This window comes from Pseudomonas sp. GW822-FHT02E03, assembly GCF_058802325.1.
Map to the genome: position 1 here is coordinate 1 of NZ_JBXAOA010000018.1, position 20,111 is coordinate 20,111.

Sequence of the window (20,111 nt, forward strand, 5' to 3'; positions counted from 1 at the left end):
CCCCCCCCCTCCCCCCCCCCCCCCCCTCCTCCCCCCCCCCCCCCCCCCCCCCCCCCCCCCCCCCCAAGCCTGGCTCCTACGAAAAACTTAGGGCAGCCTCTTCTGTGGAGGATCAGGCGTTGGCAGGGCGCAGGGAGTAGGTTTTCAACTGGCCGGCGAAGTCACGCAGGGATTGAATCCCGCTGGCCTCGGCCTCGTGTACCCAGTCCTTGATGGCAGCCAGCATGTCGTGACCATTTGAGCTGGTCTTGACCCAGATCTGTTGCAAGGCCAGGCGTTTCTCGTAAATTACCTTCAGCGCCTGGCTGTGCTCGAGCATGGTCTGGATGCGCATATGGTGCTTGTCGTCCAGCAGGCTGGTTTCCCGCGACAGCAAACGCTTGGCCCGGTGGAACTGATGACGGACCGAGTGATCGACCTTTTCCAGCTCTTGCTTGACCAGCGGCGCGATCACCAGCTTGCGGTATTGAGCCATGATCTGGAAGCGGTTGTTGAGGATCGCCATGGCAGTGTCCATGTCCAGGCTGCCTTTGCCTTCAACGCGGTGGGCGATCGGCGCAACCCGCTGGACCTTGGCCAGACGCAGGAAGCTGAAAACCTGGATCCAGGCCCAGCCGAGGTCGAATTCCCATTTCTTCACCGACAGTTTGGCGGAGTTAGGGTAGGTGTGATGGTTGTTATGCAGTTCTTCGCCGCCGATCAGGATGCCCCAAGGCACCAGATTGGTCGCCGCATCGCGGCATTCGAAGTTGCGGTAGCCGATGGCATGGCCCAGGCCATTGACCACGCCTGCGGCCCACACCGGGATCCACATCATCTGGATGGCCCAGATGGTGATGCCGATGGTGCCGAACAGCAGCAGGTCGATGACGCCCATGATCGCCACGCCCAACAGGGGGAAGCGGCTGTAGAGGTTGCGTTCGATCCAGTCTTCGGGGCAGTTCTTGCCGTAGATGCGCAGGGTCTCGGGGTTTTCCGCTTCGGCGCGGTACAGCTCGGCGCCTTTGCGCAGAACGGTGGACAGCCCCTTGATGACCGGGCTGTGCGGGTCGTCGACGGTTTCGCATTTGGCGTGGTGTTTGCGGTGGATGGCGGTCCACTCACGGGTGTTCTGCGCCGTGGTCAACCACAGCCAGAAGCGGAAAAAATGTTTCAGGCCGGCATTGAGCTCAAGCGAGCGATGGGCTGAATAGCGATGCAGATAAACCGTGACGCCGACGATCGTCACGTGGGTCATCAGTAGGGTGACTGCCACCAGTGACCAGGGCGATAAGCCAAGAAAACCTTCGTACCACATAGCCTATAGGACCCTCGATAAAGAAAAAAACAGCCGTTGCATTATCACTTAGCCCACAGATAAAACCAGTCGCCCTTTCAGATAAGAGTGGCTGGATGTGTCTTTAATCTATAATTCCAGCCTTTTTGTAGGGACATGGCCGTTCTAATGTCAGCCACCTATCGCGATGCTTTGCGTGCAGCGCTGCTCTACCTGGTGCTTTCCGTCGCCTGGTTCCAGTTTAGTGGTTATTTACTGAACAGGTTCTTCGATAGTTCCCCCGACCTGCTGCGCTGGCAGCTGATCAACGGTTATGCCTGGGTGGCGTTCAGTGCCGGGCTGATCTTCATTGCGCGGGCGCGATTGTTTCGCTGTCTGGGTGTCGGCGCCAAGTTGCGTGAGCGTAATGCAGACAGGGAACGTTTGCGTCAGGCGGCAGCGGTGTTCGATTGCACCCGTGAAGGGGTGCTGGTCACTAATAGCAACGGGTTGATCGTCCATGTGAACCGGGCGTTCATGGAAATCACCGGCTATCAGCGTGAAGAAGTGCTGGGGCAGCGACCGAACATGTTCAAGTCGGGCCATCACCCGCCGGTTTTCTACCAGGTGATGTTCGCGGCACTCGACAGCCTTGGTGAGTGGAGCGGAGAAATCTGGAATCGCCGTAAAAACGGCGAGATCTACCCGCAATGGCAGACGATCCGCCTCATTCGCGACGATCAGGGACGGCTCAGCCAGTACGTTGCGGTGTTTTCCGACATCAGCGCGATCAAGAACTCCGAGCATGAATTGACGCATCTGGCCCATCACGATCCGTTGACCGATCTGCCCAATCGCCTTCTGCTAACCGACCGTGCCGGGCAGGCCGTGGCCTCGGCGCAGGTCCACAAGCGCGGTTGCGCGTTGCTGATGATCGACCTCGATCATTTCAAGTTGATCAATGACAGTCTCGGTCACAGTGTCGGTGACCAACTGCTCAAGGCTGTGGCTGAGCGCCTGAATGCCTTGTTCGGCCCGGGTAACACACTGGCGCGGCTCAGCGGCGACGAATTTGCTGTATTGACTGAAAACTGCCCGCAACCGGGGCATGCCGCGGCGCTGGCTCAGCGAGTCATCGATGGCCTTAAGGAACCGTTCCAGATCGACGGGCATCCACTATTTATCAACGCCAGCATCGGCATCAGCCTGTTTCCAAGCGATGCCTTGAGTGCCGAGCAACTGTTGCGCAACGCCGACTCGGCGCTGTTCAAGGCCAAGAGCGCTGGCCGCGACGGCTATGCCCTCTACACCGAAGAATTGACCGCGCACGCCCAGCAGCGCGTCGAGATCGCATTCCAATTGCGCCGAGCGCTGGAGCAGCAGCAATTGCGGGTTTATTACCAACCCGTGCATGACCTCAAAACCAGTCGCCTGATCGGCGTCGAGGCTCTCGTGCGCTGGGAGCATCCGCAACGTGGGTTGGTGTCGCCGGCTGAATTCATCCCCATCGCCGAACGCACCGGGCTGATTGCCGAGATCGATGCCTGGATCATGCGTCAGGCCTGCCAGCAGATGTGCCAGTGGCAAGCGGCGGGCGTGGTGTTGTCGTTTGTCGCGGTGAACGTTTCTTCTCGCCTGTTCGCCCGACGCGAGTTGTATCAGCAGGTGGCTCAGGTGCTGCACGACACCGGGCTGGATCCGGCGTATCTGGAGCTGGAAGTCACCGAAAGCGCGGTGATGGAAGACCCGGAAATGGCGCTGGAGCAGATGCATCGCTTGCGCGAGTTGGGCGTGCGGCTGGCCATCGATGACTTCGGCACGGGCTATTCATCGTTGCTGCGGCTCAAGCGTTTGCCGGTGCAAAAGCTCAAGATCGATCAGGGGTTTGTCGCAGGCTTGCCGGGTGATGAGGACGACGCGGCGATCGCGCGGGTAATCATTGCGCTGGCGCAGAGCATGGGGATGCAAGTGCATGCCGAGGGGATCGAGCAGGTCGAGCAGGCGAGTTTCCTGTTCGAGCATGACTGCGATTTGGGGCAGGGGTACTGGTTTGGGCGGCCAGTGCCGGCGGCGTCATTGGATTGGGCCCGGGCGCCAACGATTGGATGAGCGCCTGATCTGCTTTTGATCGTTCCCACGCTCTGCGTGGTAATGCATCCAGTGACGCTCTGCGTCACCTCGATCAGGGACGCAGAGCGTCCCGGGCGGCATTCCCACGCGGAGCATGGGAACAATCAGTCTTCTGGTTATATAAACATTCTTAAATAGTATTTTTAAGAATATCTACGCCTATCTACTATTGCCCTACGCCGTAAGCAGTGCCCGCCACTGCCAGGCATATCTCATTAAGGAGCAGCACCATGAGCGCATCCCTACGTAGTGTTGACGGGCAGGACGAAGCCACCATTTTGCGTGAGATCCAAAGCGCTTTGCGCGATCTGCGCTTTGGCGCGGTGGAAATCACCGTGCATAACGCCCAGGTGGTTCAGATCGAACGCAAGGAGAAATTCCGTTTGCAGAGCCCGGGCAACAAGCCGAGCTGAAGCGAAAGATTGAAAGATCAAAAGATCGCAGCCTTCGGCAGCTCCTACGGGAGACTGATGTAAAGGCTGCGATCTTCGAACAGGCAACCCGTTCCAGAAGACCATAAGAAAAAGCCAACACATCAAGAATTCCAGGAGCTTTCACCATGTCGTCGATTCGTCATTTTGCTTTGGCCGCCCTGGCCAGTGCCCTTTTTGCTGGTTCCGCGGTTGCCAAGGATTACGAGCTGCTCAACGTGTCGTATGACCCGACCCGTGAGCTGTACCAGGAGTACAACGCCGAGTTCATCAACTTCTGGAAAAAGGACCACGCGGGCGACAACGTGAAAATCCAGCAGTCCCACGGTGGTTCGGGCAAGCAGGGCCGGGCGGTGATCGACGGTCTGCGGGCCGATGTGGTGACCCTGGCCCTGGCCGGTGATATCGATGAAGTCGCCAAGCTCGGCAAGAGCCTGCCGGTCGACTGGCAGAAGCGTCTTCCGGACGCGAGCACACCTTACACCTCGACCATCGTGTTCCTGGTGCGCAAGGGCAACCCGAAAGGCATCAAGGACTGGGGCGACCTGACCAAAAACGGCGTGGAAGTCATCACCCCGAACCCGAAAACCTCCGGCGGCGCACGCTGGAACTTCCTCGCGGCCTGGGCTTATGGCCTGAAAGCCAACGGCGGTAATGAAGCCAAGGCCAAAGAGTACGTGCAGACCCTGTTCAAACACGTGCCTGTGCTGGACACCGGTGCTCGCGGCTCGACCATCACCTTCGTCAACAACGGTCAGGGCGATGTGTTGTTGGCCTGGGAAAACGAGGCCTTCCTGGCGTTGAAAGAAGACGGTGGCGCTGACAAGTTCGACATCGTTGTACCGTCGCTGTCGATCCTGGCCGAACCACCGGTGGCCGTGGTCGACAAGAACGCCGAGAAAAAGGGCAACACTGACATTGCCGAGGCGTACCTCAAGCACCTGTACAGCCCGGCCGGCCAGGAAATCGCGGCGAAAAACTTCTATCGTCCACGTGACAAAGAGGTGGCCGCCAAGTACGCCAAACAGTTCCCGACACTGGAGCTGGTGACCATCGACAAGGACTTCGGCGGCTGGAAAACCGCGCAACCGAAATTCTTCAATGACGGTGGCGTGTTCGACCAGATTTATCAGGCGCAGTAACCTGAAATAGATCTGCCAATGCGCAATCCATGTGGGAGAGGGCTTGCTCGCGAAGACAGCGACACAGTCAATATTGATGTCGCCTGACGCACCGCCTTCGCGAGCAAGCCCGCTCCCACAGGTTTAGCACTTAAGTGGCTGGCATTGGCTAACGGGCCCCGATTTCACCGTCGGGGCTTAGCGCGTTCTCAACCAAGGACTTTTATGTCGCGTCGTATCTCCCCCGTCATACCCGGCTTCGGGCTGACGCTGGGCTACACCTTGGTGTACCTCAGCTTGATTGTGCTCATTCCACTGGCGGCGATGTTCGTGCATGCCGCTCAACTTACCTGGGAGCAGTTCTGGGCGATCATCTCGGCGCCACGGGTGCTCGCGGCGTTGAAGCTGAGTTTCGGCACCGCGCTCTATGCCGCGATCATCAACGGCATCATTGGCACGCTGCTGGCCTGGGTGCTGGTGCGCTACACGTTCCCGGGACGCAAAGTCATCGACGCGATGATCGACCTGCCCTTTGCTTTGCCCACAGCGGTGGCCGGTATCGCGCTGACCGCGCTGTACACCCCCACCGGCCTGGTGGGTCAGTTCGCGGCGGACCTGGGTTTCAAGATCGCCTACACCCCCCTCGGCATCACCCTGGCGCTGACTTTTGTAACACTTCCATTCGTAGTACGTACGGTACAGCCTGTACTGGCCGATATCCCGCGTGAAGTGGAGGAAGCGGCGGCTTGCCTGGGGGCAAAACCGTTACAGGTTTTCCGCCATATCCTGGTGCCGGCGCTGCTGCCAGCCTGGCTGACCGGTTTCGCCTTGGCCTTTGCCCGCGGGGTCGGCGAGTACGGTTCGGTGATTTTCATCGCCGGCAACATGCCGATGAAAACCGAAATTCTGCCGCTGCTGATCATGGTCAAACTCGACCAGTACGATTACACCGGCGCCACCTCCATTGGTGTACTGATGCTGGTGGTTTCCTTTGTCCTGTTGCTGCTGATCAACTTGCTGCAGCGGCGCATCGAAACCCCATAAGGAGGCGCGAAAAATGTCCCAATCGTCTATTGCAGCAGCCTCCTCGAACGCCGCCCGCCGTGGCAGTGCCACGTCGCGGCGAGTCTTGATCGGCCTCGGCTGGCTGATCTTCGCGCTGTTTTTGTTATTGCCGTTGTTCATCGTGGTGTCCCAAGGCCTGAAACTGGGCCTGGGTGCGTTCTTCACCGCGATCTTCGAGCCGGACGCCTTGTCGGCGTTGAAACTCACCGTGATCGCGGTGCTGATCTCGGTGCCGCTGAACCTGGTGTTCGGTGTCAGCGCGGCATGGTGCGTGAGCAAATATTCGTTCCGTGGCAAGAGCATGCTGGTGACCCTGATCGACCTGCCGTTCTCGGTGTCGCCGGTGATCGCCGGTCTGGTCTATGTATTGATGTTCGGCGCCCAGGGCCTGTTCGGCCCATGGTTGCAGGACCACGACATCCAGATCGTCTTCGCCTTGCCGGGCATCGTGCTGGCGACGATTTTCGTCACTGTGCCGTTCGTGGCACGTGAGCTGATCCCGCTGATGCAGGAACAAGGCACTCAGGAGGAAGAGGCCGCGCGCCTGCTTGGCGCCAATGGCTGGCAGATGTTCTGGCACGTCACCGTTCCCAATATCAAATGGGGCCTGATCTATGGCGTGGTGCTCTGCACTGCGCGAGCGATGGGGGAGTTCGGTGCGGTGTCGGTGGTTTCCGGGCACATTCGCGGGGTGACCAACACCTTGCCGCTGCACGTCGAGATCCTCTACAACGAATACAACCACGTGGCCGCGTTCGCCGTGGCGAGCCTGTTGCTGATCCTGGCGCTCTTCATCCTGCTGCTCAAGCAGTGGAGCGAAAACCGTATTAACCGCCTGCGCGCCAGCGCCGCGGAGGAATAAGTCATGTCGATCGAAGTGCGTAACGTCAGCAAGAACTTCCACGCGTTCAAGGCGCTGGACAACATCAGCCTGGACATTCAAAGCGGCGAACTCGTGGCGCTGCTCGGCCCGTCCGGCTGCGGCAAGACCACGTTGCTGCGAATCATCGCCGGCCTGGAAACCCCGGATCAGGGCAACATCGTGTTCCATGGTGAAGACGTCTCCGGCCACGACGTGCGTGATCGCAATGTCGGTTTCGTGTTCCAGCACTACGCTCTGTTCCGGCACATGACGGTGTTCGACAACGTCGCGTTCGGCCTGCGCATGAAGCCGAAAAGCCAGCGTCCGAATGAAAGCCAGATCGCGGTAAAAGTCCACGAACTGCTGAACATGGTGCAACTGGATTGGTTGGCCGATCGCTACCCGGAACAACTCTCCGGCGGCCAGCGTCAACGCATCGCATTGGCCCGTGCCTTGGCGGTGGAACCGAAAGTCCTGCTGCTCGACGAACCCTTCGGCGCGCTGGATGCCAAGGTCCGTAAAGAGCTGCGTCGCTGGCTCGCACGGCTGCACGAAGACATCAACCTGACCTCGGTGTTCGTGACCCACGACCAGGAAGAGGCGATGGAAGTCGCCGATCGTATCGTGGTGATGAACAAGGGCGTGATCGAGCAGATCGGCTCACCGGGCGACGTCTACGAAAACCCGGCCAGCGATTTCGTCTATCACTTCCTTGGCGACTCGAACCGTCTGCATTTGGGCGAAGACCGGCACGTGCTGTTCCGTCCACACGAAGTGTCGCTGTCGCGTCATGAACTGGAAGACCACCACGCGGCTGAAGTGCGGGATATTCGTCCGCTGGGCGCGACTACGCGGGTGACGCTGAAGGTCGAAGGTCAAAGCGAGCTGATCGAAGCCGAAGTGGTGAAGGATCACGACAGCCTGGTCGGATTGGCCAAGGGCGAAACGCTATTCTTCAAGCCCAAGGTCTGGCAGAAAGTCGCCAACATTTAAGGGCAAAAGCATCGCGGGCAAGCCCGCTCCCACAGGGGATTTGTGAACGACACAGCTCACTGTGGGAGCGGGCTTGCCCGCGATGGCGTCCTACGCCGCGGCGTTCTTCTGGCGCAAACGCACACCGCCCACTCGCGCCTCGATCTGCTCTTTCAGCTCACGCCGCATCCCGAGCAAAAACGCCAACTCAACCACCACGAACAGCGGCCCGACAATCAACCCCGTCACGTCATCGACAAACGCCGGTTTGCGTCCCTCGTAATAATGACCGACAAACTGAATCGCCCACCCCACCACAAACATCCCGATGCCGCTGGCCAGCCAGACCAGCGTACTTTGCTGCGCGAGTACCTGGCCCGCCCAAATGCACAGACCGAGCAACACGGTCATCAACACCCCAAGACGCACCTCCAGACGCAGGTAAAACCACGCCGATGCCATCGCGACCAGCACCGCCGGCGAAATCCAGCCTGCGCCCCATTGCGGCCGCGACAGCAACACCGCAACCGCCACTACAATCAGCGGGATACCGATAAAGTGGCTGGCAATATTGCGCGGGTCACGGTGGTAGGCGGCGTATTGACTGAGATGGTCAACGAGGCTTTTCATTGTTATTCCTCCTGTAGGGTGATGGATGATGCTCCGGTTTTCATCTCTCGCTCTGTCAGCCAGGCGACAATTTCCAGGAGTTTTCATGGACATGCAGATTTGGCGTTCTCGCCTGGATACGGGGCAGTGGTTCAGTCATTTACCTGTTCCTTTACAGGATAGTCTGCTGGCTGCGGCCCGGGTTCGGCGCCTGTCGTCGGGGCAACTGCTATTCAAGCGCGGTGATCCGCCATGCGGGCTGTATGCAGTGCTCGAAGGTTCGGTGCGTATTGGCGCGGTGAGCGAGCAGGGCAAGGAAGCGCTGCTGAGCCTGGTGGAGTCGCCGCACTGGTTCGGCGAAATCTGCCTGTTCGATGGCCAGCCGCGAACCCACGATGCCTATGCCGTCGGCCAGTGCATCCTGTTGCACATCCCGCAGGCGACGCTGCTGAAGTTGCTCGACCAACAACCGGTTTACTGGCGGCAACTGGCGTTGCTGATGAGCCAAAAACTGCGCCTGACCTTCATCAACCTTGAACAGCTGAGCCTGATGCCAGCCCCGGCACGCCTGGCTCATCGCTTGCTGATGATCGCCGAGGGTTACGGTGAAATCGACCCGCCGCGCCGTGTTCTGCAACTGCCTCAGGAGCAACTGGCGTCGATGCTGTCGCTGTCGCGCCAGACCACCAACCAGCTCCTCAAGGATTTGCAGGGGCAAGGGATTCTGAATCTAAAGTATGGCGAGATCGATATTCTGGATGCCGAACGGTTGCGAGCATTGGCGGTGATTTGACGTGCACCTGTAGGCGCTGCCGAAGGCTGCGATCTTTTGAAATCACCACGGTATTGATGGGCTTTGTCCGCGAACGCGCCTAGCCTGTGACGACGACAATCGAGGTGTGCCATGCGTGTGTTGCTAGTGGAAGACGAACCCGAAACCGCCAGCCTCCTGGCCAAAGGCCTGAGCGAAGCGAGTTACGCGGTAGATGTGGCGCTCAATGGCATGGACGGCCGGCGCTTTATCGAGTCCGGTGAGTACGAACTGATCATCCTCGACGTGATGCTGCCGGGGCTCAACGGCTGGCAATTGCTGCAACAGATCCGCAAGCTCGGCGACACGCCGGTGCTGCTCCTCACCACCAAGGACGGCATCGAAGATCGCCTGCGCGGGCTGGAATTGCATGAGGATGATTACCTGCTCAAGCCGTTTGCCGTCAGTGAGCTGGTGAAGCGGGTGCGCAAGCTGTTGCGGCGTGATCGCGGGCGTTGAGAGCGAGACTGGCCAAGAAATGAGCTAGACTTCGGTCTAGTTATGCATTAAATACGATGCATATATGTGCTATTAACCAATTTTGCACTGTATACGATGCGAGCGGTTCGAATGGAAAGCCTTGGAAAACTGATCAAAATACTGCGCAAAGAGCGAAAGATGTCTCAACAGGATCTGGCAAAGCAGTACGGAATGAGCCGTGCCACGATTTCTGGTATCGAGAACAACACCGTTTCTGAAATCGGTATCCGCAAGGTTGAAGCGATCTTGAACGGCTTTGGATACGAACTGACTGCTGTACCCAGGCAGTCGAAGCGTCCGACGCTGGACACCCTGAAAAAGGTTAACTTCCATGGCTGAGGGGAGTGTTGTGGACAGGCTGCACGTCAGTGTTTCCGGCACCACGGTAGGGGCCTTGGGGCGCGGACAGTCTGGTGTCGATTCAGTGTTTACCTATGCGCAAGACGCATTAGAGGAAAATGCCGTCTCGCTGACCATGCCCGCTCGCCTTGAGAGCTACACATGGGAGCGGGGTGTACCGCCGGTTTTTGAAATGAATCTGCCGGAAGGTTCTCTGCGCGATGAACTGGTTCGTCGTTTCAGCAAAGCGGTTCGAGGGTTTGACGACTTCGCAATGCTAGCGATCGTAGGCCCGCATCAGCTTGGACGCATGGGGATCGCAAACACCCAAAATGCTAACGAGCGGCCCCCTGAAACCAGTCTTGCAGATCTTCTGGTTCATGACGGTGCTCAGGGGCTGTTTGATGACCTGCTGCACACCTATGGTCGGTATTCGGGGGTTTCAGGGGTACAGCCAAAGGTGCTCGTGCGTGACAGTGCAACAACCGTCGACCGCCTGACCCATCGAGGGGCAACGCATCTGGTCAAGTCTTTTCGTTCGCAGGAATACCCCGAGCTGGCCGCCAACGAGTACTTCTGCATGCGAGCGGCGCTGCATTCGGGGCTTGAAGTGCCGAAGTTCGAACTCAGCGAACGGGGTAAATTTCTGGTCGTCGAGCGCTTCGATCTGAATGACAAAGGCTATCTGGGTTTTGAGGATTTCTGCGTACTCAATGCCTGGCCTTCGAGGGCCAAATACGATGGTTCATACGAAGGTGCGGCCAGGCAGATCAAGGACTTTGTCTCCCCGGCATTGCTCAACCACGCCCTTGAGTCTTTTTTCAAGATCGTTGCGCTGTCATCCGGTTTGAGGAATGGCGATGCTCATCTCAAGAACTTCGGTGTGCTGTATGAACATTGCGGTGCTGATGCGCAAATCAGTCTGGCTCCGGCCTATGACATTGTCACGACTTCGGTCTACATCAAGGCCGACAGCATGGCGTTGCTGTTAGGCGGATCGAAGGCATGGCCCAAGTACAAAATGCTGATGCGTTTTGGTCGGTCGGCCTGCAACCTGACAGAGGGACGCTGCAATGAGCTGCTGCAACAGGTTGCTCACGGGATGGATGTGGCAATGGGTGAGATGGCTCATTACATCAGGGCCAACAGCGTTTTTGCCGAGGTTGGCGACGCAATGATGGATCAGTGGAAATCAGGCCAAGCGCGCAGTCTGGTTAAAGGTTGAAATATGTGTGGCGTTGCGACGGACGCCTTCGCGGGCAAGCCTCGCTCCTACAGATGACCGCGTATTCCTGTAGGAGCGAGGCTTGCCCGCGAAGAGGCCGGAACATCCAAAACACCTCTCGGATCTGTCACTGCAACCCATCCCGAAACTGCCCCGGCGTCATCCCGGTCCAGCGCTTGAACGCACGACTGAAGCTGCTGGTGTCGGCGAACCCCAGCAGGTAACTGACTTCGCTCAACGAGCATTGCGGGTCGCGCAGGTGCAGCAGCGCCAGGTTTTCCCGACTTTCGTTGAGCAGCGTATCGAACCGACAACCTTCGTCCGCCAGGTGCCGTTGAAGGCTGCGCAGACTCAAGTGCAGCGCCTGGGCGATGCATTCGGCCGACGGTTCACCTTCGGGTAATTGCTCTTCAATGGCGTCACGAACCTTGCGCTCCCAGGTCAGGGGTTTGAGTTGCGCCAGGGTGCGTTTGAGCACGGTTTCGTTGTGTTCGGCCAGTTCCGGGTTGGCATCGTCCAGGTGACTGTCGAAATCCACCAGGGCGAATTCCAGTCGGTCTTCGTCGGCGGCGAAATATACCGGCGAGCGGAACACTTTGTGCCATTGGTGCGGGTCGGCCGGTTCCGGACGACGCAGGTAGACCGCCAGCGGGGCGTAGTCACGGCCCAGGCGATTGCGGCAGGTGCGCACGTAAATCGCCGCGAAGGCGTCGATAGCCTCGAAGGCTGGCGCGGGGTTGCCTTGGGGGATTTTCAGGCGGAAGTAGTAGCGATCCTCAGCGCGGATCAATTCCAGATCCAGCGCGTTGCTGACCACCTGGTGATAACGCACGATGCGCTCGAAGACTTCCCGCAGGCTGCCACTGGCCACCAACGCATAACCCAGCGCATGAAACGTGGTGGGGCTGACGAAACGCGACACCCGCAAGCCAATCGCCGGGTCGCCGCTGACCTGCACCGCGATGTGCCACAGGCGCGTGGTGCCGGACAACGGGTAACGGGCGTTCGGGTCGTCCATCAACTGCGGGTCGAGCCCCGCCTGTTGGCACAGGGCTGTGCTGTCGAGCCCCAGCGCATCGAGCTGCTTGCGCAGTGCGCGGGTCCAGCTGGCGAGGGAGGTCGGTTCAGTCATGTTGATTGGCGCGTCCGGTCAACAGGTTGGCGTTCACGGCTACCGCTCTGTAAATCATCACAGGGCAGGATGCGAACATCAATAACCAGAGGATGGAAGCATGGACGGTACTTGTGCAAGTCCCCAGCGACTGAATGCAGCACAGCGATCAGCGCATATTCGCGAGGTGGTATTGGCCAAAGGCGTCGAATTGCGCCAGCGCTACCCGATTCTCAACCATCAGGACGCCTTGGGCGCGGGTATTCTGGCTTTCGCGTTGGCCGGGATGATCGGTTCCGCAGCGCTGTACATCACCGGGTACATGGCCTGGTGGGTATGCCTGTTGCTCAACGGGTTTTTCGCCTCGCTGACCCACGAGCTGGAGCATGACCTGATCCACAGCATGTATTTTCGCAAACAACGCGTGCCGCACAACCTGATGATGGGCCTGGTGTGGCTGGCACGGCCGAGCACCATCAATCCCTGGATTCGCCGCCATTTGCACCTCAATCACCACAAGGCGTCCGGCACTGAAGCCGACATGGAAGAGCGGGCGATCACCAACGGTGAGCCGTGGGGAATCGCGCGGCTATTGATGGTCGGCGACAACGTGATGTCGGCGTTCATCCGCATGCTGCGGGCCAAGACCCGGGCGCACAAGTTCAGCATCATCAAGCGTTTTCTGAAGGTTTACGCACCGCTGGCGCTGGTGCATTGGGGGGCGTGGTACGTGTTCCTCGGTTTTCACTCCGCCAACGGCATTGCGCATCTGCTGGGGGCGCCCATCGAATGGTCAGCGACTACTTTGGCGGTGATGCAGGTGATCGACATCGCGGCCGTCGTGATCATCGGTCCGAACGTGTTGCGTACGTTCTGCCTGCACTTTGTCAGCTCGAACATGCACTACTACGGTGACGTGGAGCCAGGGAATGTGATTCAGCAGACCCAGGTGTTGAACCCTTGGTGGATGTGGCCGTTGCAAGCATTCTGCTTCAACTTTGGCAGCAGCCACGGGATCCATCACTTTGTGGTGAAAGAGCCGTTTTACATCCGGCAGATGACCGTCCCGGTGGCGCACAAGGTGATGCGCGAGATGGGGGTGCGGTTCAATGATTTCGGGACGTTCGGGCGGGCGAACCGGTTTGTGCGCAAGGACACCACCGAGACGCAGGAGGTGCGTGCCGCTCAGGTTTGATGATGTAACCGGAAACTCAAATGCTGGTCATCAATTTGACCCAAAGGGACGATACGGTGTGACGCAAGCAGTGATTCGCATATGCGATTAAGGTCTATTAAAGTAATTAAATATTCCTTTATCGGATAACCGTTTCAGCCAATTATCGCGTCACAGCGATGTTGATCAGCGCTAACAGATTTCGAGTTTCCGGGGCCGTCTCCTTGGCAGGGTGCGGTCCCTTTTTTTATCCCGAGCCAATACAAACCCTGTGGGAGCGGGCTTGCCCGCGATAGCGTCATTAGCTCCAACATTGTGGGGACTGATCCACCGATATCGCGGGCAAGCCCGCTCCCACAGGAATTTGCTGTATATTCTTTATCGGTCTTAATAAATAGCTTCTTATTCCTTAACGAATATAACTCTCCTCCCTATACTCGGTCACGAACAGACACGCAGCAGGAGAGCTCCCCCATGCGCAACGAATCAATTCGCTACCTGATTGTGCCGGGCTGGCAAGGATCGCCAGAAGATCATTGGCAAACCCATTGGCAGAACAGCCTGCCAAACAGCGCGCGGGTGGAGCAGGCCGACTGGCTGACGCCTCGTCGTGAGGACTGGGTCGCGGCACTGGCCGAGGCGATTGCCGCCGACAGCACGCCAGTGATTCTGATCGCCCACAGTCTGGGCTGCATCACCGTCGCCCATTGGGCGGCCACGGCACCGCTGAATTTTCTGCGCCAGGTGCGTGGTGCTTTGCTGGTCGCGCCAGCGGACGTCGAGCGCCCGGCTTGCGCGCCGGCGCTGCGCAACTTCGCACCGATCCCGAGCCATTTGCTGCCCTTCCCGAGTCAGGTCGTGAGTTCCGACAACGACAGTGCCGTGAGTGCATCGCGTGCTCTGGAACTGGCACGTAACTGGGGCGCCGAGGCGGGGATTTTATCGGGGGCCGGGCACATCAACGTGAAGTCCGGTCACCAGCGTTGGGAGCAGGGTTTTGCGTACCTCTATCGTCTGCAAAACCGCATGGAGCAACACGCCCTGCGTCGCGCTTGAACCCCTTATTTTTTTAAAAAACGCCCCCGTCTGCCGGCGGTTTTGGGCGGGAGTCTGCCATGAGCTTGCATGAAACTTTCGGTCAGCCGCTGCTGACCTTTCCTGACGCGGAAAAAAGCCCGCTGAGCATTCGCGCCAAGGCGTTGGTGTTTGTCGATCCGCGTTCCCGGCAGTTGCGCCAGGAGCTGGAACAATTGGCGCCACGTTCGATCTCGGTATTGATCCGCGGTGAAACCGGCAGCGGTAAAGAACTGTTGGCGCGACACATCCATCGTGCCAGTGACCGTGGTGGATTGTTCGTGTCGGTCAATTGCGGGGCGATCAGCCCGACCTACGCCGACGCTGAACTGTTCGGCTATGCCGCCGGCAGCTACAGCGGTTCGGCCAGCAGTCGCGCTGGCTGGTTCGGTTCGGCCAATGGCGGCACGCTCTATCTGGACGAGATCGGCGACTTGCCGTTGCCAATCCAGATCAAGTTGCTCGCAGCCCTGGAAAACCACGAAGTCACTCGCGTTGGTGCTCAGCAGCCAAGCCCGGTGGACGTACGTCTGGTGGCCGCCACCAGCATCGATCTGGCTCAGGCCGTGGCTGCCGGAAAATTCCATGAGCGGCTCTATCACTACCTCAGTGAAGGCCAGCTCGAACTGCCAGCCTTGCGTGAAAGGGTGGGCGATATTTTGTCGCTGGCCGAATACTTCCTCGGCATCTACAGCCAACGCCTCGATCTGCCGGTGCCATTGATCAGCGACGCCGCACAGCAGCTGCTGGAGCAGCACAGTTGGCCGGGCAACACCCGGGAGCTGGAGAACGTCATCCACTTTGCGTTGTTGGTGAGTACCGGCGATGAGATTTTGCCGGAGCATTTGAATTTGCCCGAGGCATCGGTATCGCTGCTTCAGATCGAACAGCAACTCAAAAAAATCCTCGGCAACGGTTCCGCCGCCGAGAAAGAGGCCTTGAAACAACTGCTCAAAGCCACCGGCCTTCTGTAGGAGCGAAGCTTGCTCGCGAAGCCGGCGACTCGGTCTGTCTGGAAGGACGCCTTCGCGGGCAAGCCTCGCTCCTACAGGGTTTTGCGCGAGTTAGATCTGTATGAACAAAATGGAATATGAAAGTGAATAAAAGATATTGTTCGGGAATAAAAAATCCCGGTATTGTCCGCGTCACGCCAGCGATAGCACATCACTGGCACTCGTACTAATTAGCCGTCGTCGATGATGGCCGCGAATTTCGATAAGGACACTGCATGAAAAAGGTTCTGTTGTTTACCGCATTGGCGGCTGCCCTGACTGCGGGCCTGGCCCAGGCTGGCGAGAAACTGGTGGTTGCGGCGACGCCGATTCCACATGCCGAGATTCTTGAATTGATCAAGCCAACCCTCGCCAAAGAAGGCGTGGACCTGGAAATCAAAGTCTTCACCGACTACGTTCAGCCGAACGTGCAGGTCGACCAGAAGCGTCTGGACGCCAACTACTTCCAGACCCTGCCGTACCTGAAAAACTTCAACGAAGGCAAAGGCACTAACCTGGTGACCGTGATCGGCGTGCATGTCGAACCCTTCGGCGGCTACTCGAAGAAAGTCAAAAGCCTGTCTGAGCTGAAAGACGGCGCAACCATCGCCATCCCGAACGAAGGCAGCAACAGTGGCCGTGCCCTGATCCTGCTGCAGAAGGCTGGCCTGATCGAGTTGAAAGACCCGAAGAACGCCGTGGCCACACCGAAAGACATCGCCAAGAACCCGCACAACTTCAAGTTCAAGGAACTGGAATCGGCCATGCTGCCGCGTGTTCTGGATCAGGTCGACCTGGACATGATCAACACCAACTACGCGCTGGACGCGGGTCTGAACCCGGCTAAAGATGCACTGGTGATCGAAGGTGCCGATTCGCCTTACGTGAACTTCCTGGTGGCGCGTCCAGACAACAAGGACAGCGTTGCCATCCAGAAACTGGCCAAGGCCCTGACCAGCCCGGAAGTGAAGGCATTCATCGCCAAGAAGTACAGCGGCGCGGTACTGCCGGCGTTCTGATCGGCCGCAGTCTCAAACCCCTTCAAGGTTTCAACGCCGACGGCTGATATAGCGTCGGCGTTTTTTATTACGCCAAGATCTTTTGCTTTAAAGTTTCAGGCCACCCGCGCCTTCAGCGCCTTGCGCAACGCCACCAGCAATTTCACGATGTCTTGCGGATCCAGCCGCTGCGGCACGTTTACGTCAGCCATTTTTCTCTTCCTTGTGATGGTTCGGCCGGGGGGAGTCTGGCCAAAAGCTGCACGTCCTTGGAGGGGTATTTTGAAAAAAAGATCCTTCCTACAGCACAAAGAAAAATAGTCGTCTTCCCCAGTCTCGGCAAATCCGCAGGATAGTCTTTTGCGTGATATCAATATGCTTTAACGGTATTTAAAATCTGCTTTTTATACCTTTAAAGTCGGTGCCTGCCGGGTGGTTATCCACTGCCCATGGACTGCGCCATCGTCGCTTACCGAGCGGCGTACAGGATGTTCAATGACTTTCGATTACGCGTTTATCCTCAGCACCCTGCCGGCGTTTCTCAAAGCCGTGGGCGTGACGCTGCAGGTCGGCTTTATCGCCATCGGCACTTCGTTGCTGGTGGCGCTGATCAACGCGACGATTCTGGTGTTTCGCACCCCCTACCTTCAACGCCTGGTCGGGCTGTATGTGGAACTGGCACGCAACACGCCACTGCTGATTCAGTTGTTCTTCGTCTACTTCGCCTTACCGGCGCTGGGCATCAAAGTCTCGGGCTTCGCGGCGGCAATCATCACCATGACTTTCCTTGGCGGTGCCTACCTCACCGAAGTCCTGCGTGCCGGCGTGGATGCGGTGCCCCAGGCGCAACTTGAGTCCGGTCGCTCCATCGGCTTGTCCCACGGGCAATTGCTGCGCTACGTGATCCTGCCGCAAGCCGGCATCCTCAGCTTGCCGTCGCTGTTTGCCAATTTCATTTTCCTGCTCAAGGAAACCACCGTGGTCTCGGCGGTGGCGGTGCCGGAGATTCTCTACACCACCAAAAGCTACATCGCGCTCTACTACAAAACCTACGAAATGCTCGCCGTGCTGACGCTGATTTGCGTGCTGCTGTTTTTGCCGTTGTCGCTGCTGCTCAGCCGTCTGGAAAGGAGGCTCCAGCATGGCCAGTTCGGGTCTTGAGTTGCTCTGGGTGTCGTTGCCGCAACTGGGCAAGGGCGCTGCGCAAACCCTGTCGATCTCTTTTTTGAGCATCGTCATCAGCACCGTCGGCGGCGTACTTTACGGTGTGTTGCGCACGCTGAATTCGGAATGGCTCAACGGGTTTCTGCGGGTCTATCTGGAGCTGTTCCGGGCAATCCCGGTGCTGGTCTGGCTGTATTTGCTGTTCTTCGGCCTGCCGATCTTTTTTGGGCTGAGCATTCCGAGCTTCTGGTGCGCGGTGCTGGTGTTGTCGCTATGGGGTGCCAGCGAAGTCGGTGAAGTGGTGCGCGGCGCGTTGCATTCGTTGCCACGCGGGCAGCGTGAGGCCGGGCTGTCGATTGGCCTGGATGGCCCGCAACTCTACGGCTACGTGCTGCTACCTCAAGCGCTGAAACGCATGACGCCGCCAACCATCAACGTCTACACGCGCATCATCAAGACCAGTTCCCTGGCGGTGCTGATCGGCGTGGTGGATGTGATCAAGGTCGGCCAACAGATCATCGAACGCACCTACGAATCGGTGCTGATCTACGGCGCGCTATTTCTGTTCTTCTTTTTCATTTGCTACCCGCTGTCGGCCGCTTCACGCGTGCTGGAGCGGCGCTGGACGCAAGCATGAGTGCATTGATCGAGTTCAAGGGTTTCAACAAGTTTTTCGGCGAGCAGCAGGTGCTCGACGGCATCGACCTGCAAGTGAAACCGGGCGAGGTGATCGTCATCCTCGGCCCCAGCGGCTGTGGCAAAAGCACCTTGCTGCGCTGCCTCAACGGCCTGGAAGTCGCGCATAGCGGCAGCTTGAATTTTGCCGGACGCGAGTTGCTGGACAAGGGCACCGACTGGCGCGAAGTGCGTCAGCAGATCGGCATGGTCTTCCAGAGCTATCACCTGTTCCCGCACATGAGCGTGCTCGACAACCTGTTGCTCGGCCCGCTCAAGGTGCAGAAACGCGAGCGCCGTGAGGCCCGCGCGCAGGCCGAGGCCTTGCTGGAGCGCGTGGGCCTTCTGGACAAGCGCGAGGCCTTCCCGCGCCAGCTCTCCGGCGGCCAGCAGCAACGCATCGCCATCGTCCGTTCGCTGTGCATGAACCCCAAGGTCATGCTCTTCGACGAAGTCACCGCCGCCCTCGATCCGGAAATGGTCAAGGAAGTGCTGGAAGTGATTCAGGGCCTGGCCCGCGAGGGCATGACCCTGCTGATCGTCACCCACGAAATGGCCTTCGCCCGCGCGGTGGCCGACCGAATCGTGTTCATGGACGCCGGGCGCATCCTTGAGCAACACCCTCCCGAGATTTTCTTTACGAACCCGCAAACCGCACGAGCGCAGCAGTTCCTGGAGAAGTTCTCCTACGTCGCCGCACTACCCAAAACGACTCAAACAAAGGAATTGGAACTGTCATGAAAACTGCCAAGTCTTCTCTGCTGCTCCCGCTGTTCGGCCTGGTGCTGCTCGCCGGCTGCAACAAAACCGAAGAACCGACAAAGCCGAAAGCCGCCAGCGTCAGCGCCGCACCGGCGGGTTACCTGGAAAAAATCAAAGCCCGGGACAAGCTGATCGTCGGCGTCTTCACCGACAAGCCGCCGTTCGGTTTTGTCGATGAGGCCGGGCGCTACGTGGGGTTCGATACTGATATCGGTCGTCAATTCGCCAAGGATCTGTTGGGTGATGAGAACAAGGTCGAATTCGTTGCGGTGGAACCGGCGAGCCGGATTCCGTTCCTGCAAAGCGACAAGGTCGACCTGATCCTGGCCAACATGACCGTCACCCCGGAGCGCAAGGACGCGGTGGACTTCACCAACCCGAACCTCAAGGTCGCGGTGCAGGCGTTGGTGCCGCAGGCGAGTTCGGTGAAGAACCTTGATGACCTGGCGACCCGCACCACCATCGTGACCACGGGCACCACGGCGGATATCTGGCTGACCAAGAATCATCCGGACTGGAAACTGCTGAAGTTCGAGAAAAACTCCGAGTCTTTGCAAGCCCTGGCCAATGGTCGCGGCGACGCTTATGCGCAGGACAACCTGGTGCTGTTCAGCTGGGCCAAGCAGAACCCGGGTTACCGCGTGCTGGAGGAAAAACTGGGTGCTGAAGCACCGATCGCTCCGGCGGTGAAGAAGGGCAATATCGAACTGCGCGACTGGGTGAATGTGGAGTTGGCGAAGTTGGGTGAGGAGAAGTTTTTGCTCAAGCTGTACGACCAGTATGTGCGTAAAGAATTGAGCGATGACACCCAGCCTGAGAGCGTGATTGTCGAGGGTGGGAAGTGGCAGGGGTGATTTGCTT

21 protein-coding genes are annotated in these 20,111 nt (G+C 58.5%); 18 read left to right on the forward strand and 3 right to left on the reverse strand.

Going from position 1 to position 20,111, the window contains the following annotated elements; genetic code table 11:
* Positions 1-112: 112 nt before the first annotated feature.
* Positions 113-1,297: a delta-9 fatty acid desaturase DesA gene (gene desA / locus AC1RQB_RS15220; RefSeq protein ID WP_063341922.1), complete on the reverse strand. Its 1,185-nt coding sequence runs from the start codon at positions 1,295-1,297 to the stop codon at positions 113-115.
* 147 nt (positions 1,298-1,444) lie between these two features.
* Here desA and dibA point away from each other — a divergent pair, with 147 nt between their 5' ends.
* The 6 genes from dibA to AC1RQB_RS15250 all read left to right on the forward strand — a co-directional run bounded on the left by dibA (position 1,445) and on the right by AC1RQB_RS15250 (position 7,857).
* Positions 1,445-3,364, forward strand: coding sequence for a phosphodiesterase DibA (gene dibA / locus AC1RQB_RS15225; RefSeq protein WP_063341921.1), 1,920 nt, complete (start codon positions 1,445-1,447; stop codon positions 3,362-3,364).
* Between the two features lie 251 nt (positions 3,365-3,615).
* Entirely contained in the window at positions 3,616-3,798 is a 183-nt protein-coding gene (gene oscA / locus AC1RQB_RS15230; RefSeq protein ID WP_007899630.1) for a sulfur starvation response protein OscA, read from the forward strand.
* A gap of 146 nt (positions 3,799-3,944) precedes the next feature.
* On the forward strand, positions 3,945-4,958 hold the full coding sequence (locus AC1RQB_RS15235) for a sulfate ABC transporter substrate-binding protein (protein WP_008009582.1): 1,014 nt from the start codon (positions 3,945-3,947) through the stop codon (positions 4,956-4,958).
* 204 nt (positions 4,959-5,162) lie between these two features.
* On the forward strand, positions 5,163-5,981 hold the full coding sequence (cysT, locus tag AC1RQB_RS15240) for a sulfate ABC transporter permease subunit CysT (RefSeq protein ID WP_008068641.1): 819 nt from the start codon (positions 5,163-5,165) through the stop codon (positions 5,979-5,981).
* Between the two features lie 13 nt (positions 5,982-5,994).
* Complete coding sequence (cysW, locus tag AC1RQB_RS15245) at positions 5,995-6,864, forward strand: sulfate ABC transporter permease subunit CysW (RefSeq protein WP_008068643.1); 870 nt, start codon at positions 5,995-5,997, stop codon at positions 6,862-6,864.
* 3 nt (positions 6,865-6,867) lie between these two features.
* Positions 6,868-7,857, forward strand: coding sequence for a sulfate/molybdate ABC transporter ATP-binding protein (locus AC1RQB_RS15250; RefSeq protein ID WP_063341920.1), 990 nt, complete (start codon positions 6,868-6,870; stop codon positions 7,855-7,857).
* A gap of 90 nt (positions 7,858-7,947) precedes the next feature.
* Here AC1RQB_RS15250 and AC1RQB_RS15255 read toward each other — a convergent pair whose 3' ends face one another.
* Positions 7,948-8,466, reverse strand: a complete 519-nt coding sequence (locus AC1RQB_RS15255) for an Mpo1 family 2-hydroxy fatty acid dioxygenase (protein ID WP_063341919.1) — start codon at positions 8,464-8,466, stop codon at positions 7,948-7,950.
* Between the two features lie 85 nt (positions 8,467-8,551).
* Between AC1RQB_RS15255 and AC1RQB_RS15260 the strand changes: the two genes are divergently transcribed.
* The 4 genes from AC1RQB_RS15260 to AC1RQB_RS15275 all read left to right on the forward strand — a co-directional run bounded on the left by AC1RQB_RS15260 (position 8,552) and on the right by AC1RQB_RS15275 (position 11,300).
* Entirely contained in the window at positions 8,552-9,238 is a 687-nt protein-coding gene (locus AC1RQB_RS15260; protein ID WP_063341918.1) for a Crp/Fnr family transcriptional regulator, read from the forward strand.
* A 111-nt stretch (positions 9,239-9,349) separates the two neighbouring features.
* Complete coding sequence (locus tag AC1RQB_RS15265; protein ID WP_030131593.1) at positions 9,350-9,715, forward strand: response regulator; 366 nt, start codon at positions 9,350-9,352, stop codon at positions 9,713-9,715.
* A 111-nt stretch (positions 9,716-9,826) separates the two neighbouring features.
* Positions 9,827-10,075 (forward strand): helix-turn-helix domain-containing protein, encoded by a 249-nt coding sequence (locus AC1RQB_RS15270; protein WP_063341917.1) that lies wholly within the window; start codon positions 9,827-9,829, stop codon positions 10,073-10,075.
* A complete protein-coding gene (locus AC1RQB_RS15275; protein WP_063341916.1) occupies positions 10,068-11,300 on the forward strand; it encodes a type II toxin-antitoxin system HipA family toxin in 1,233 nt (410 codons plus the stop codon). The genes AC1RQB_RS15270 and AC1RQB_RS15275 overlap by 8 nt, the downstream gene beginning before the upstream one ends.
* A gap of 127 nt (positions 11,301-11,427) precedes the next feature.
* Here AC1RQB_RS15275 and AC1RQB_RS15280 read toward each other — a convergent pair whose 3' ends face one another.
* Positions 11,428-12,432: an AraC family transcriptional regulator gene (locus AC1RQB_RS15280; protein ID WP_008068651.1), complete on the reverse strand. Its 1,005-nt coding sequence runs from the start codon at positions 12,430-12,432 to the stop codon at positions 11,428-11,430.
* A gap of 100 nt (positions 12,433-12,532) precedes the next feature.
* Here AC1RQB_RS15280 and AC1RQB_RS15285 point away from each other — a divergent pair, with 100 nt between their 5' ends.
* The 8 genes from AC1RQB_RS15285 to AC1RQB_RS15320 all read left to right on the forward strand — a co-directional run bounded on the left by AC1RQB_RS15285 (position 12,533) and on the right by AC1RQB_RS15320 (position 20,104).
* Positions 12,533-13,606 carry a fatty acid desaturase gene (locus AC1RQB_RS15285; RefSeq protein ID WP_063341915.1) on the forward strand — a complete coding sequence of 358 codons (1,074 nt, stop codon included), beginning with the start codon at positions 12,533-12,535 and terminating at the stop codon, positions 13,604-13,606.
* 453 nt (positions 13,607-14,059) lie between these two features.
* Entirely contained in the window at positions 14,060-14,641 is a 582-nt protein-coding gene (locus tag AC1RQB_RS15290; protein WP_007899650.1) for an alpha/beta hydrolase, read from the forward strand.
* 59 nt (positions 14,642-14,700) lie between these two features.
* Positions 14,701-15,633, forward strand: coding sequence for a sigma 54-interacting transcriptional regulator (locus AC1RQB_RS15295; protein WP_063341914.1), 933 nt, complete (start codon positions 14,701-14,703; stop codon positions 15,631-15,633).
* 254 nt (positions 15,634-15,887) lie between these two features.
* Complete coding sequence (locus tag AC1RQB_RS15300; RefSeq protein ID WP_063341913.1) at positions 15,888-16,670, forward strand: MetQ/NlpA family ABC transporter substrate-binding protein; 783 nt, start codon at positions 15,888-15,890, stop codon at positions 16,668-16,670.
* A gap of 474 nt (positions 16,671-17,144) precedes the next feature.
* Positions 17,145-17,810 (forward strand): amino acid ABC transporter permease, encoded by a 666-nt coding sequence (locus AC1RQB_RS15305; protein ID WP_007941049.1) that lies wholly within the window; start codon positions 17,145-17,147, stop codon positions 17,808-17,810.
* The gene (locus AC1RQB_RS15310; RefSeq protein WP_063341912.1) at positions 17,791-18,450 is read left to right on the forward strand and encodes an amino acid ABC transporter permease; all 660 of its coding nucleotides are present in this window, start codon (positions 17,791-17,793) and stop codon (positions 18,448-18,450) included. The genes AC1RQB_RS15305 and AC1RQB_RS15310 overlap by 20 nt, the downstream gene beginning before the upstream one ends.
* On the forward strand, positions 18,447-19,229 hold the full coding sequence (locus AC1RQB_RS15315; protein WP_063341911.1) for an amino acid ABC transporter ATP-binding protein: 783 nt from the start codon (positions 18,447-18,449) through the stop codon (positions 19,227-19,229). The genes AC1RQB_RS15310 and AC1RQB_RS15315 overlap by 4 nt, the downstream gene beginning before the upstream one ends.
* On the forward strand, positions 19,226-20,104 hold the full coding sequence (locus AC1RQB_RS15320) for a transporter substrate-binding domain-containing protein (RefSeq protein ID WP_063341910.1): 879 nt from the start codon (positions 19,226-19,228) through the stop codon (positions 20,102-20,104). Before AC1RQB_RS15315 ends, AC1RQB_RS15320 begins: the two co-directional genes overlap by 4 nt.
* The last annotated feature ends 7 nt before the right edge of the window (positions 20,105-20,111 follow it).